This window comes from Brevundimonas sp. Root1423 (assembly GCF_001426805.1).
On sequence record NZ_LMFL01000045.1, the window covers coordinates 59,961 to 73,239 of the forward strand.

17 protein-coding genes are annotated in these 13,279 nt (G+C 67.6%); 3 read left to right on the forward strand and 14 right to left on the reverse strand.

Annotated elements, in window-relative coordinates; all coding sequences use genetic code 11:
- Nucleotides 1-498, reverse strand: a complete 498-nt coding sequence (locus ASD25_RS21870) for a nuclear transport factor 2 family protein (protein WP_235562837.1) — start codon at nt 496-498, stop codon at nt 1-3.
- Nucleotides 499-625: 127 nt separating this feature from the next.
- On the opposite strand from ASD25_RS21870, the gene ASD25_RS21875 reads away from it, so the two are divergent.
- Nucleotides 626-1,228: a DUF1353 domain-containing protein gene (locus tag ASD25_RS21875; protein ID WP_056620430.1), complete on the forward strand. Its 603-nt coding sequence runs from the start codon at nt 626-628 to the stop codon at nt 1,226-1,228.
- Here ASD25_RS21875 and ASD25_RS21880 read toward each other — a convergent pair.
- The 13 genes from ASD25_RS21880 to thiS form a co-directional block, all read right to left on the reverse strand.
- On the reverse strand, nt 1,199-1,834 hold the full coding sequence (locus tag ASD25_RS21880; RefSeq protein WP_056620433.1) for a squalene/phytoene synthase family protein: 636 nt from the start codon (nt 1,832-1,834) through the stop codon (nt 1,199-1,201). The two genes, ASD25_RS21875 and ASD25_RS21880, sit on opposite strands and share 30 nt — an antisense overlap.
- Nucleotides 1,827-2,444 (reverse strand): hypothetical protein, encoded by a 618-nt coding sequence (locus tag ASD25_RS21885; protein ID WP_056620435.1) that lies wholly within the window; start codon nt 2,442-2,444, stop codon nt 1,827-1,829. The genes ASD25_RS21880 and ASD25_RS21885 overlap by 8 nt, the downstream gene beginning before the upstream one ends.
- A gap of 169 nt (nt 2,445-2,613) precedes the next feature.
- Nucleotides 2,614-3,606 carry a protein translocase subunit SecF gene (secF, locus tag ASD25_RS21890; protein WP_056620437.1) on the reverse strand — a complete coding sequence of 331 codons (993 nt, stop codon included), beginning with the start codon at nt 3,604-3,606 and terminating at the stop codon, nt 2,614-2,616.
- Nucleotides 3,606-5,204 (reverse strand): protein translocase subunit SecD, encoded by a 1,599-nt coding sequence (gene secD / locus ASD25_RS21895; protein ID WP_056620439.1) that lies wholly within the window; start codon nt 5,202-5,204, stop codon nt 3,606-3,608. The genes secF and secD overlap by 1 nt, the downstream gene beginning before the upstream one ends.
- Before the next feature lie 30 nt (nt 5,205-5,234).
- Complete coding sequence (gene yajC / locus ASD25_RS21900) at nt 5,235-5,552, reverse strand: preprotein translocase subunit YajC (RefSeq protein WP_156389418.1); 318 nt, start codon at nt 5,550-5,552, stop codon at nt 5,235-5,237.
- 116 nt (nt 5,553-5,668) lie between these two features.
- Entirely contained in the window at nt 5,669-6,799 is a 1,131-nt protein-coding gene (locus ASD25_RS21905; RefSeq protein WP_056620441.1) for a M23 family metallopeptidase, read from the reverse strand.
- 90 nt (nt 6,800-6,889) lie between these two features.
- The gene (locus ASD25_RS29700) at nt 6,890-7,609 is read right to left on the reverse strand and encodes an OmpA family protein (protein WP_162252094.1); all 720 of its coding nucleotides are present in this window, start codon (nt 7,607-7,609) and stop codon (nt 6,890-6,892) included.
- Between the two features lie 31 nt (nt 7,610-7,640).
- The gene (locus ASD25_RS21915) at nt 7,641-8,285 is read right to left on the reverse strand and encodes a protein-L-isoaspartate(D-aspartate) O-methyltransferase (protein WP_056620445.1); all 645 of its coding nucleotides are present in this window, start codon (nt 8,283-8,285) and stop codon (nt 7,641-7,643) included.
- Entirely contained in the window at nt 8,282-9,073 is a 792-nt protein-coding gene (gene surE / locus ASD25_RS21920) for a 5'/3'-nucleotidase SurE (RefSeq protein WP_056621358.1), read from the reverse strand. Before surE ends, ASD25_RS21915 begins: the two co-directional genes overlap by 4 nt.
- A 49-nt stretch (nt 9,074-9,122) precedes the next feature.
- The gene (locus ASD25_RS21925) at nt 9,123-9,497 is read right to left on the reverse strand and encodes a hypothetical protein (RefSeq protein WP_156389419.1); all 375 of its coding nucleotides are present in this window, start codon (nt 9,495-9,497) and stop codon (nt 9,123-9,125) included.
- Between the two features lie 7 nt (nt 9,498-9,504).
- Nucleotides 9,505-10,797, reverse strand: a complete 1,293-nt coding sequence (serS, locus tag ASD25_RS21930) for a serine--tRNA ligase (RefSeq protein WP_056620449.1) — start codon at nt 10,795-10,797, stop codon at nt 9,505-9,507.
- Nucleotides 10,798-11,168: 371 nt separating this feature from the next.
- Nucleotides 11,169-11,960, reverse strand: coding sequence for a thiazole synthase (locus ASD25_RS21935; protein WP_056620451.1), 792 nt, complete (start codon nt 11,958-11,960; stop codon nt 11,169-11,171).
- A 10-nt stretch (nt 11,961-11,970) separates the two neighbouring features.
- Nucleotides 11,971-12,168: a sulfur carrier protein ThiS gene (gene thiS, locus ASD25_RS21940; protein WP_056620453.1), complete on the reverse strand. Its 198-nt coding sequence runs from the start codon at nt 12,166-12,168 to the stop codon at nt 11,971-11,973.
- Nucleotides 12,169-12,266: 98 nt separating this feature from the next.
- On the opposite strand from thiS, the gene aroQ reads away from it, so the two are divergent.
- A complete protein-coding gene (gene aroQ / locus ASD25_RS21945) occupies nt 12,267-12,746 on the forward strand; it encodes a type II 3-dehydroquinate dehydratase (RefSeq protein WP_056620455.1) in 480 nt (159 codons plus the stop codon).
- Nucleotides 12,747-12,764: 18 nt separating this feature from the next.
- Nucleotides 12,765-13,277 (forward strand): acetyl-CoA carboxylase biotin carboxyl carrier protein, encoded by a 513-nt coding sequence (gene accB, locus ASD25_RS21950; protein WP_056620457.1) that lies wholly within the window; start codon nt 12,765-12,767, stop codon nt 13,275-13,277.
- The last annotated feature ends 2 nt before the right edge of the window (nt 13,278-13,279 follow it).

A 13,279-nucleotide genomic window follows, 5' to 3' on the forward strand; every position in this document is an offset into this window, starting at 1 on the left:
TCAGTCCGGCGTCACCGCATCGATCCATCCGGCGGTGTCCGTATACTGCTGGAAAGCCGTCACCTTGCCGTTGGCCACGGTGAAGACATGGGCGAACTGGGCGTCGAGGGGCTCGCGCGTGACGATCTCGGTTCCGGCGTAGCGGCCCAGAACCACCACCCGGTTTCCGCTGGGCAGGAAGGTCTCCGGCGTGATGCGGAAATCCCGGAAGTGGACCCCGATCCGCCCGAATACCCCGTCAAACACCGCGCTGAGTCCCCGGTACGGATTGCGGTCGGCGTAGGGACCGCCCTCGGCCTCCGTCCAGACCACATTCTCGTCCAGCACCCGGGCGATGGCCGGCGCGTCGTTCGCCGCAAAGGCCCGGTACAGCTCTTCCACCACGGCCTGGTTTGCAGCCTCCTGGGCGGGAGCCGCAGTAGCGGCCGGCGCGGTCTGAACCGCAGCGCGGACCGGCCCGCCTGTCAGCAGAAGCGCCGCAATCAGGACGGAACGCATCATCGTATCGACCCCGTGATTTCAACCGTTCGGCGATCCATCAAACGTGCGCCCTTTCCCGACGCCGGTCGATGATGGTTTTCCCTGACTTCGCCTCGGGTCGGCGTCCGGGTGTAGGATGGCGCCCATGCCGTTCAGCGCCATCCCGATGTCGCCGCCCGCACCGAAGGCCGCTCCGGCGCCGACGGACCTCCAGGCCGTCGTCCGTGTCGACCGCCCCCTCGTCTGCGCCATCAACCACGACAAGGACCGCGAGCGCGACGGCCGCACCACGGTCGTGGTCATGCAGCCTTTCGCCTATGAGCACAGCCCGACCGGGCGGACCATCTGGGTGCCGGCGTCCTACGTCACCGACTTCGCCTCCATCCCGCAGGTCGGCCGCTGGCTGATCCCGCCGTTCGGGCGGCACGCCATCGCCGCCGTCGTCCACGACTGGCTGTATTCGGTGGGGGAACCCGGCAAGCGCGGCGAGGCCGACGACATCTTCCGCGAGGCGCTGACCGAACTGGGCGTCGACATGGCCCGACGGAACATCATGCACGGGGCGGTGACCGCCTTCGGCGCCGGCGGCTACGACCGCGCCGAGGCGACCTGGCCGACCCAGTTCATGGATTGGCGCACGGGCAAGCCCCTGCCCCCTCCGGCTCCACGGGCGGCCTTCTTCGGCGAGGGCGACCCTGCGGTCATCGAACGGGTGAAGTCACAGTCTGCCGCGAACTGCGGCCCATAGCAGCCGCAGCCGCCTTCCGGTCGGCCCGGCCTCCGGGCTGCGGGCCAGAGTCGCCGGCAGGACCGCGGGAAACGCCCCGACGGGAAGCGCCCTCGCCGCGCGCCCCGCCTCCGTCAGCGCCGCGCGCGCCTCGTCGAACCGGCCGGTCTGCATCAGACCCCAGACCCGCCCCGCCGGAATTGCGTCGACGGGGTTGTCGGCGCCCAGCACCCTGGCGGCCAGTTGCATGGGCCCGGTGTAGAAGGCGTCCAGATCGTGCGGCTCGCCATGAACCCGGCCGATATGGGCCTCGATCAGGGCGTCGAACGGCGTCCGGTCCAGACCGTGCCGCGCAACGATGTCGGTCAGGGCCTCAAGGACCGGATGGCCCTTGCGCGCCACGCCCGCGAACACCCCGTCCATCTGCTCGCGCCACCAGACGTACCGCATCTCGGCCAGCAACGGCTGGGTGACGCGCGTCGGAATCGCCAGCAGTTCGGCCTCGAAGGCGTACAGGGCGATCAGGTCCGCGCGCAGCCGCTCATCGGCCACGAAGCGGCTGGACAGCCACCGGTCGGGATCGGCGGCGCGAACCTGTTCGTCGAGACTGTTGGCGGGATCAGCCAAACAGCGTCTGGTACATCGCCATCGACGTCAGCATCGGCAGCGACAGCAGCAGGTTGGTCCGGCTGGCCAGCATGGCGATCCGGGCGGCCTTCGCCTTCACGTCATCCGCGGCGGGGACGATGCCGAGCGCGCGCTTCTGGTTCGGCCAGATGATGCCCCAGACGTTGAGGAACATGATGATCGCCAGCCAGACGCCGATCCCCATCAGGGTGAAGCCCTTCTGGTCCTCGGTCAGGCCCTGCGCCAGGCCGAAGGTCAGCACCTCGGCGGCGTAGGCGTGGCCGCGGGTGAACATCACGGCCAGACCGGCCAGCACCGTCACCAGCGCCGACCAGCGGAACCAGAACAGGGCCTCGGGCGCGATATGCTTGCCGATCGCCGGCTTCAGCTCGGCCGGAATGTTGGGCATGACGCGGATCTGGACGAAGTTGAAATAGTACAGCAGCCCGATCCACAGGATGCCGGCCGCGACGTGCAGCCAGCGGAAGGCGGCCTGCCAGAACGCCTCGCCGAAGCCGCCGGACACCTGTCCGAAGGCGAGGATCATGATCCCCGCGAGCACGAGGCTCAGCAGGATGGTCGTGCGGAAATTCGACAGCAGCTTGCCCATGGTCAGCCCCTCCCAAGGCCGTTCGATTCGTTAAGCGGCACCATAGCTCTCCCTCCCCCTTGTGGGGAGGGTGGTCGCAAAGCGACCGGGTGGGGAATGTCAGACGCACCCCACCCTGTCGCCGCTTTGCGCCGACATCCCTCCCCACAAGGGCAAGGGAGAGTTCTGACTACGGCCGCGAGGCCATCCCCAGCTTGACCGGCTTCAGGTCTTCCTTGTCGCGGTTGCCGCGCTTGACGCCCCACAGCAGGATGATCGGCGCGCCGACATAGATCGAAGAATAGGTGCCGACGATGATCCCGAACATCAGGGCGATCGAGAAGCCGAACAGGGCCTCACCGCCGTAGACGGCCAGAGCCGCCAGCACCATGACCGCCGTGATGCCGGTGATGATGGTCCGCGACAGGGTTTCGTTCAGCGACAGGTCGATCACCTCGCGCAGGGGCATGGTCTTGTACTTGCGCAGGTTCTCGCGAAGACGGTCGAACACCACCACGGTGTCGTTCATCGAATAGCCGATGACGGTCAAGATGGCGGCGACCATGGTCAGGCTGAATTCCAGCTTGAACAGCACGATCAGGCCGAAGGTCAGGATCACGTCATGCAGCAGGCCGGCGATCGCGCCGAAGCCGAACTGCGGTTCGAACCGGAACCAGATGTAGGCGAACATAAGCAGGATCGCGACGCCCAGCGCCATCAGACCCGACTGGAACAGCTCGCCCGATACCTTGGAGCCGACGACGCTGACGCCCGAATAGGTCACCTCGCCCACGGCGCCGCTGATGGCGCTCTCGACCTGGTTGACCACGGCGGTCTGGTCGCGGCCTTCCGGCACCTGGAACCGCAGGATGGCGGTCGAGCCGTCGTCGATATTGGTGTCGCGCCGCGCGATGCCCTGCACCTGGACGTCACCCAGATCCAGTCCGTTGGCGGCGCTGCGGACGCGGTCGAGCTCGATCACCTGACCCGCCGGCTTGGACACCTCCATCGAGGCGCCGCCCCGGAAGTCGATGCCCATGTTCAGGCCGGGATAGAAGCAGGAGACGATCGCCGCGACGCACAGCACGACCGACAGGACGGCGGCGTAGCGGGCGTATTTGACGAACTGGAAATTCGTCTTCTGCGGCAGCATTCGGATAAGGGGCCATCCACGCATCGCCATCACTCCGCGATCGGCAGTTTTTTGGGTTTGGCCACTTTCAGCCAGTAGGCCAGCAGCACCTGGGCGACCAGCACGGACGACAGCACCGAGGTGAACACCCCGATCGACAGCGTCCACGCGAAGCCCCGCACGGGACCGGCGCCGAAGATGAACATGATCGCCGCCGCCACCAGGGTGGTGACGTTGGCGTCGATGATGGTGCCCATGGCCTTGTTGAAGCCGGCGTCCATGGAAGCGATCACGCTTCGTCCGGCCCGCGCCTCGTCGCGCATCCGCTCATAGATCAGCACGTTGGCGTCCACCGCCACCGCGAAGGTCAGGATCAGACCGGCGATGCCCGGCAGCGTCAGCGTCGCCTGGGTGAAGCTCATCGCCGCGATGATCAGCAGGCCGTTCAGGACAAGGCCGATCACCGAGATTCCGCCGAACAGGAAGCCGTAGGCCAGGATCATGAACAGCACGATGATGCCAAAGCCGATGGCCGTGGACAGGCCGCCGGCCGAAACCGCGTCCTCGCCCAGTTCGGCGCTGACCGTGCGGCGCTCCTCGACCTTCAGCGGGGCCGGCAGGGCGCCGCCGTTCAGCAGGTTCACCATCTCGGCAGCCTGCTGGATCGTGTAGCTGCCCTCGATGATGCCCGAGCCGCCGGTAATGGCGCTGCGGATGTTCGGGGCCGAGATCACCTTGCCGTCGAGGATGATGGCGAAGGGCTTGCCGATATTGGCGGCCGTGGCCTCGCCGAACCGGCGGGCGCCGGCGCCGTCAAAGCGGAAGCCGATGGCGGTCTGGTTGTTCTGGTCGGCGGTCACCTCGGCCTTGGTCAGGTTCTCGCCCGAGACCAGCACCCGGCGCTTGACCAGATAGAAGGCCGGGCCGCCGGGCTCGGCGCCGGGGATCAGTTCGGAGTCGGGCGGCACGGCCCCGGCCATGGCTTCCTCGACCGAATTCTCGACGTCGACCATCTGGAAGGTCAGTTGGGCCGTCTGGCCGATGACGCGCTCCAGCTGGGCCGGATCGCTCTCGCCCGGCGCCTGGACCACGATGCGGTCCGAGCCCTGACGGGTGATCGAAGGCTCGCGTGTGCCCAGGCTGTCGATCCGGCGGCGCACCACCTCGATCGACTGGGTCACGGCGTCCGAACCCATGGAGTTCAGGGCTGCCTCGGTGAAGCCGTAGCGGATGCGGTCGCTGCCCAGACGCTGGACCGAACGATCCGCCACGCCGGTCGAGCCGGGGCTGACGAGGGCGCGCATCGACTGCAGCGCCAGATCCATCTGCGTCGGGTCGGCCAGGGCGACGATCACGCCGCCCTCCTCGCGCCCGATGCTGTTCACCCCGACCCTGGCCTCGGCCAGAACCGTGCGGGCGTCCTCGCCCAGGTTGGTCAGGCGCTTCTCGCGCATGGCCGGGACGTCGACTTCCAGCAGCAGATACGATCCGCCCTGAAGGTCCAGCCCCAGGTTCAGACCGCTCTTCGGCAGCCAGCCCGGCAGGGCCTCGCGCTGGGCAGGGCTCAGCAGGTTCGGATAGCTGAACAGCAGTCCGAACAGCAGCGACAGGACAAGAAGGATGACCTTCCAGCGCGACAGATGGATCATGCGGGCGTCCCCGACCTTTTCAGAACGGTGTCAGGACTTGGCGATGGTCTTGGTGTCGTTGGCGGCGATCGCGGTGCGGTCACGCACCTGGGTGATCATCTGCTTGACCACTGCGACGTTCACGCCCTGGGCGATCTCGACCATGGCCTGGTCGTTCTCGACGCGGGTGACCTTGCCGATCATGCCGTTGGACAGGACGACCGTGTCGCCGCGCTTCAGACCGGCGACCAGCGCCTGATGGGCCTTCATCTGCTTCTGCTGCGGACGGATCAGCATGAAGTAGAACAGGATGATCACGGGGACGAAGAAGATCAGGGTGCCGAACGGCCCCGCCAGTAGTTCCTGCACGATGGTCTCCGCGAACGTCTCGAGCCGCCCGACGCGGCCCTTGAAAATGAGGCGCGGAAACTAGGGTGCGGCGCTGCACTTTGCAACGCGACGTGTGTCCGCGGCAGCGCTTTGCGTTATCGCGGCAACACGGTCAGCGGATCGACGGCGTTCGGCTGGTCCCCGCGCATGCGCCAGGTCTCGAAATGCACCGAGGGCCTTCCATCTCCCGCGGTCATGCCGACGGTGCCGATCTGCTGCCCGGCGCGGATCTCGTCCCCGTCGCGCACCACGGCCGAGCCCAGGTGCCCATAGACCGAGCGCCAGCCGTCGCGGTGCACCACCAGCACGGTCAGCCCCTGCCCCGCCAGATCGTCGCCGACGTAGCCGACGCGCCCCGCGGCCGCCGCACGCACCTCGGCTCCCGCCGCGGCGCCGATGTTGATGCCGTTGTTGCGCTCGCCCACGCCCACCGGCCCGAAGCGCCGCAGGATGTCGCCGCGCACCGGCCAGTCCAGAGCGACCGTCGTGCTCGCCGCAGCGGATGCAGGAGCCGGAGCGGCGGCCTCAACCGTCGGCGCGGGCGCCGGATCGTAGCGCGAGGCCGGCAGGGCTGCATTGCCCGACGGCGGAGGCGGCGGCGGCGGAGGCGGAGTCCCCGCTTCAGGCACATAGACGCCGCTGGGCGACGGACCGGTCGCATAGGGATCGCCGCCGATATCGACCGCCGTGGCCGGCAGGATCAGCCGTTGCCCCGGCGCGATCGTCGCGCGCGGGCCGAGGGCGTTCAGGTCGATCAGGTTCTGCACCGGCGTCTGGAAACGCCGCCCGATACCCGAGATCGTGTCCCCGGGCTGGATCTCGTAGACGGCGCCCGCCTCGACGGCCCTTGAGCCGGAAGCCGGCGGCGGCGGCGTGCTGAACCCTTCGGAGGCGGGCCCGGCGGCGGGCGTCACAGTTTCGGAATAGACCCGCGACTCCGTGCTGACCGGCGCGGACAGCGCCCCGCCCTCGATGGCCTCGACCGGCGCGGTGCGTGGCGGCGGGACCTCGTCGGCCGGATTTGTGGCCCCGCGCACGCCTTCGCCGCTCGGCGCCGGAGCGGTCGACAACGGCGGAATGGTCGAGACCGACGCACGCGCCGGCGCGGGGGCCGAACCGTCGGCATGGATCGAATAGCGCGGCTCGGCCGGATAGCTGACGCAGGCGGCCAGCGTCATCACCCCGCCCAGCACCGCCAGGACCCTGATCCCGAATCGAATCTTCATGCCGTCTCCCGCCCCGTGGTCGTCATCCGGTGTGCCTCGCCCGTCGCCCCAAGCCAACCCGCCAAAGAGCGCGAAAGTTGGGCGCGAAGGTTAACGGCCCGCCGCGCACGCCCGGCGAACATCAACGAACGAGCGCCGGTTCAACGGCTCGGCGACCTCATCCACTGTAGGGCGGGCGAGACGCGTCTCGCCATACCAGCGCACCTGCGTGTCCTCCCACCGGACGCCTTGCCGCACCAATTCCAGCGCGATGTTCTCAGCCCGGCGCCGGCTCAGGTCCATATTTGCCCCAACGCTCCCGACGGTGTCGGTATGCGCCTCGATGCAGTATTTCGTCTCCCCGGGACGGTAGTCCGCCACGATCGATCGCATTGTCTCGCGCTGGTCTGCGGAAATCGCATCGTCTCCAGACGCAAAATAGGGTCCCCAGTAGTGCCACAGGCCTCCGAACGACCGGCTCCGGTCGATCTCGACGGTCAGGCAATCCGACTCCTCAACTCCGCCTTCAAGGACCTCCATCCGCCCGAAGTCCACGCCTTCGCGCCGAAGTTCCAGTCTGATCTCATATCGTCGACGATCGTTCAGGGAGAGGGTTTCGCCCAACCCTGCCGGGCGACGCTGAACAATATGCGTCGGTCCGACAGCGGCCCCTATCCGGGCGGCGATGCGGCGGACCTCGACATAACCTTCGGGCGTCAGTCGGGTTGTCCCGGGGTCAAAACACACCTGGCCTGAATCCTGCGCCGCGGCCGGATATGCGCGGCACACGCACAGGAGCGTCAGCAGGATCGCAAGGGCTCGCCAGACCATCGCGAGAGGTTGCGCGCATGCCCTGCGGCTGTCACCCCTCCTTGGCCGTCCCCTCGACCAACGGCACGAACCGCACCTCGCTGAGGCTCTCACGGCGGAATGACCCGTCCGGCTGCCCCACATAGCGGTGCAGCATTTGCACCGAGCTGCGCCCCACCGGGCAGACCAGAATCCCGCCCGGCTTCAACTGGTGCAGCAGCTCGGTCGGCTCGCCCGGCGCCGCGGCCGTGACCATGATCCGGTCGAAGGGCGACTGCTCGGGCCAGCCAAGCCCCCCGTCGCCATGCCGGGTGATCACATTGTCGATCTTCAGTTCCTTCAGCCGGCTTTCGGCCTCGGTCAGCAGGCTGCGGTACCGCTCGATGGAATAGACATAGCGGGCCAGCCGGCTCAGCACGGCGGCCTGATAGCCGCTGCCGGTGCCGATCTCCAGCACCCGGTGGCGCGGCTGGACGTCCAGCGCCTGGGTCATCAGGCCGACGATATAGGGCTGGCTGATCGTCTGGGCGCAGTCGATCGGCAGAGCCTGATCCTCCCACGCCTGATCGAGGAATTTCTCATGCACGAAGACGGCGCGGTCGACGGACTCCATGGCCGTCAGCACGCGCGGATCCGTGACCCCCTGCTGCCGAAGGCCGAGGATCAGCCGTCCCGCCCTGTCGTCGTTCAGCTTCATCCGCCGACCATGCCCTTTGGCGGCGCCCCGCCCAGCACGCCCTTCAGGTCGTGGATGCTTGGCGCATGGGTCAGGTCGATATGCAGCGGCGTGACCGAAATCTTGCCCTCGTCCATCGCCCGCAGGTCGGTGCCGGGCGCATGGTCCTGTTTCGAACCGCGGAAGCTCATCCAGTAGTAATCCCGGCCGCGCAGGTCGGTTCGTTTGACCGCATGCATCTCGCCGATGTCGCGGAAGCCCTGACGCGTCACCTCGACCTCCTTCACCTCGTCCGGCGCACGCGCGGGGAAGTTCAGGTTCATGACCACCCCGTCCTGCCATGGCTGGGCGAGCAGGCGGCTGATGATGGCGGGCGCATAGGCCTCGGCCGTCTCCCAGTGGGCGGTGACCTCGTCGTGGAAGCGTTCGAGGCTCTGGCTCAGCGCGATCGAGCGGATGCCGAAGGCCATGCCCTGCAGCGCGCCGGCCACCGTGCCCGAGTACGAGCAATCCTCGCCGACGTTATGGCCCCGGTTCACGCCCGACAGCACCAGATCGGGCCGTTCGGGCATCAGGTCGTTGACGGCCAGAACAACGCAATCGGTCGGCGTCCCGGTCACCGCGAACCGTTTCTCGCCCATGCGATTGACCCGCAGCGGCTCGGTCAGGGTGATGCCCCGGCCCTTGCCCGACTGTTCGACCGCGGGTGCGCACACCCAGATGTCGTCGGACAGGGTGCGCGCGATGCGCTCAAGACACTCCAGGCCCTCGGCCTCGATGCCATCGTCGTTGGTCAGAAGAATGCGCATGCCGCCCGCGCTCTTGCAGTGCGTCGGCCCGTCGCGCAACCGCCTTGGGTCAGTTGGCGGGCCGGATGTCGTCGGCGACCACGACGAAGGCGGCTCCGCAGTCGTTGCGGATGTTCGAGCCCCGGTGTTCGATCCGGTGGTTCGTCGCCTCGTTCCAGGGCACGGCCCGGCCGGTGATCTTCACCTTCTGGCCGCGCAGATCGCCCCGCGCCTGATCCATCTCGCCGCGGGGGGCCGCGCCCGAGACGCAGCCCGGCGCGATCGGACGGCGCGCATCCTGCTCGTCGCCATACAGCTGGAACTCGCCGTTCGAGAACCGGACCCAGCCGATGAACTCGGTCTGGTCGGCGGTGTAGGGCCCGTAGGTCGGGTCAATCAGCGCCGGCGCGGCGGCCAGCGCCGCCAGACTCAGGATCAGGCTCATCATCGGACTAACCTCCAACGTGGGTTATACCACCCATGTAGGGCTGCAGCACGGCCGGCACAGCGATCCGCCCGTCACTTTCCTGATAGTTCTCCATGACAGCGACCAGCGTCCGGCCCACGGCCAGGCCGCTGCCGTTCAGCGTGTGGACGAACTCGGTCTTCTTCTCGCCGTCGCGCTTGAACCGCGCGTCCATCCGCCGGGCCTGGAAGTCCCCGCAGTTCGAGCAGCTGGAAATCTCGCGATACATCCCCTGCGACGGCAGCCAGACCTCGAGGTCGAAGGTCTTCTTCGCCCCGAAGCCCATATCGCCCTTGCAAAGCAGCAACCGGCGGAAAGGCAGTTCCAGCTTGCGCAGGATGGTTTCCGCGCATGCCGTCATCCGCTCGTGCTCGGCCTCGCTGTCCTCGGGACGCGTGATGGACACCATCTCCACCTTGTAGAACTGGTGCTGCCGGATCAGGCCGCGCGTGTCCCTGCCCGCCGAACCCGCCTCGGCCCGGAAACAGGGCGTCAGCGCGGTCAGCCGGATCGGCGTGCGCAGTTCGCTCTCCGGCAGCAACTGCCCCATCACCGTCGCCGTAAGGGACACTTCGGCCGTCGGGATCAGCCAGCGCCCGTCCGTCGTGTGGAAAAGGTCGTCTGCGAATTTGGGCAGCTTGTCCGTGCCATAGGCCGCCGCATCGTTCACAAGCAACGGCGGGTTGACCTCCAGATAGCCGTGCTCATTCGTCTGCACGTCCAGCATGAACTGGCCGATGGCCCGTTCAAGCCGCGCCAGCCCGCCCTTCAGCACCGCGAACCGCGAGCCCGACATCCGCGCCGCCGCCTCGAAGTCCAGCAGGCCCAAGGCCTCGCCCAGGTCGGCGTGATCCTTCGCCGGGCCGCCCTCGCGGGGCTTGCCCCACGGCTGGCCGACCACAACGTTTCCGGTCTCGTCCTCGCCATCAGGCACGTCGTCCGCCGCCAGATTCTTCTGCGCCGACAGCAGGTCGCGCAGTTCGCCGCCCGCCCGCGTCGCTTCCTCGGCCGCCGCGGCGATCTCGCCCTTCAGGCTCTCGACCTCGGCCTTCAGCCGTTCGGCCTCGGCCATGTCCTTCTTCGCCATGGCGGCGCCGATCAGTTTCGAGCTTTCGTTACGCTTCGCCAACGCCGTCTGCTCGGCCGTCTGCGCGGTACGCAGGGCCGTATCCAGCGCCAGAATCCGCTCGACCAGGCCGGCCGCATCATCGACGCCACGCGACGACCAGCCGCTCACGAAGGCGGCGGGATTGTCTCGAATGGCTTTGATGTCGTGCATGGTCGGTCTCTCGGGAAGGAAGCGATGCTCTAGCGGGCGCGGCGGTTTCCGCCAACCCGCCTTCCCTTTTCGCCATATCGGGCGAACGAGGCGGGGGACCGTGAATGATGCTGAAACGGGCGCCAGCAATAAACTTCCAGCCAGACGAACTCGCCGCCCTATCCGGTTGAAGTCGTTGGACGGGAGGCTGGAAGCAGCGTCAGGAACGCGCCGCAGGAAGAACCCGTGCGACAGTAGGCTGTTCGGGTCTTTGACAATCAATTTCCGCCCATCGACCCGTGGGTCCGATGAGACTCATGAGACTCATGAGACTGTTTTTTCGGCGCGCGTCGTGCGCTCGGCGCCCCTCGGCGCCGTCTTTTTCAGACAGCCTAGATCAGCCCGCTCAGCGGCGAACTCGGGCTCGCATACATCCGCCGCGGCATCCGACCGGCCAGATACCCCTGCCGTCCCGCGATCACCGCGTGCTTCATGGCCGACGCCATCATGATCGGATCGGTCGCCCCTGCGATGGCCGTGTTCATCAGCACCGCCTCGCAGCCCAGTTCCATGGCCAGCACCGCGTCCGACGGCGTGCCCACCCCGGCGTCGACCAGCACCGGCACCTTCGCCTGTTCCACGATCAGCCGGATGTTGACCCGGTTCTGGATGCCCAGCCCCGAGCCGATCGGCGCCGCCGCCGGCATGATGGCCGCGGCTCCGGCCTCTTCCAGCCGCCGGCACATCACCACGTCGTCGGTGCAGTAGACCATGACCTGGAAGCCGTCCCTGATCAGCAGGTCCAGGGCCCGCAGCGTCTCGATCATGTCCGGGTACAGGTGCGCCGTGTCCGACAGCACCTCCAGCTTGACCAGATCCCAGCCGCCGGCCTCTCGCGCCAGCCGCAGCGTCCGCACCGCGTCCTCGGCCGTGAAACAGCCGGCGGTGTTGGGCAGGAAGGTGAACCGGTCCGGCTTCACATAGTCGACCAGCATCGGCTGGTTCGGATCAGTCAGGTTCACCCGCCGGACCGCCACGGTCACGATCTCGGCCCCCGCCGCCTCGGCCGCGTCGGCATTCTCCTGATAGGTCTTGTACTTGCCGGTGCCGACGATCAGCCGGCTGTTGAAGGTCCGGCCGGCGACGGTCCAGGAATCTGCGGAAATCTGCGAATGGGCGTTCATGCGGCCGTTCTTAGCCCCCGCCGACGAACTGGACCAGTTCGATCCGGTCCCCCTCGACGAGCGCCGTCGTCGCATGCAGGGACCGGGGCACAATCTCCAGATTGCGCTCGACCGCCACCTTGCGAACGTCCAGCCCCAGTTCCTCGACCAGGGCCAGAATGGTGGTCGCCGCCACCTCGCGGACTTCTCCGTTGACCTGAACGCGCATGCCGTTACGTCACTCTTCGAGCGCTTCGGTTTGATTACCGTCACGCCTCAGCTAAAAGGCCGGTCCGATTCCGGTCGGACCCGCAGTTCCACGAGCTCATGCCCGAACCAACCGTCCTCTACGTCCTGAACGGCCCGAACCTCAACCTGCTTGGGGTGCGCGAACCGGACATCTATGGACATCAGACGCTGGCCGACGTGCAGGCGCTGTGCGAACAGGCCGCCGAGGACGCTACGGTGGTGTTCCGCCAGACCAATCACGAGGGCGAACTGATCGAACAGGTCCAGGAGGCCCGCGAAAAGGCCTCTGCCCTGATCATCAACGCCGCCGGCTACACCCACACCTCCGTGGCCCTGCTGGACGCCCTGAAGGCCCTGACGATCCCGATCGTCGAGGTCCATCTCTCCAATCCGGCGGCGCGCGAGCGCTTCCGCCATCGTTCCTATGTTTCGCCCGTCGCGTCGGGCGTGGTTTCGGGCTTCGGCTCATTCAGCTACGAACTGGCCGTCAAGGCCGCCCTCAAGCTGGTCCGTGAGCGTTCGCAGGAACGCGCCGGGGCCGCGGGCCGTTCGGTTTAAAGGACAACAGAGGCTCACATGGCCGATTCCAAGACCCCCGCCCCCAAGCTCAAGAACGAAGCCGAGATCGACACCACCCTGGTGCGGCAACTGGCCGACATCCTGAACGACACCTCCCTGACCGAGATCGAGGTCGAGCGCGGCGAACTGCGCATCCGCGTCGCCCGTGAAATCGTGGCCGCCCCGGTCATGCAGTACGCCGCCGCTCCCGCCCCCGCAGCCCATGCGCCGGCTCCGGCCGCCGCGGCTCCGGCCGCGATGCCCTCCGATCCCGCCACCATCGTCGCGAAGTCGGGTGAAGAGGTGAAGTCGCCCATGGTCGGCACTGCCTACCTCCAGGCGTCGCCCGAGGCTCCGCCGTTCTGCCAGCCTGGCGACAAGGTCAAGAAGGGCCAGACCCTGCTGATCGTCGAGGCCATGAAGACGATGAACCCGATCCAGTCCCCGCGCGACGGCGTCGTGAAGGAGGTCCTGGTCGGCGACGCCCAGCCGGTCGAGTTCGGCGAGCCGCTCGTCCTGCTCGAGGCGTAAGC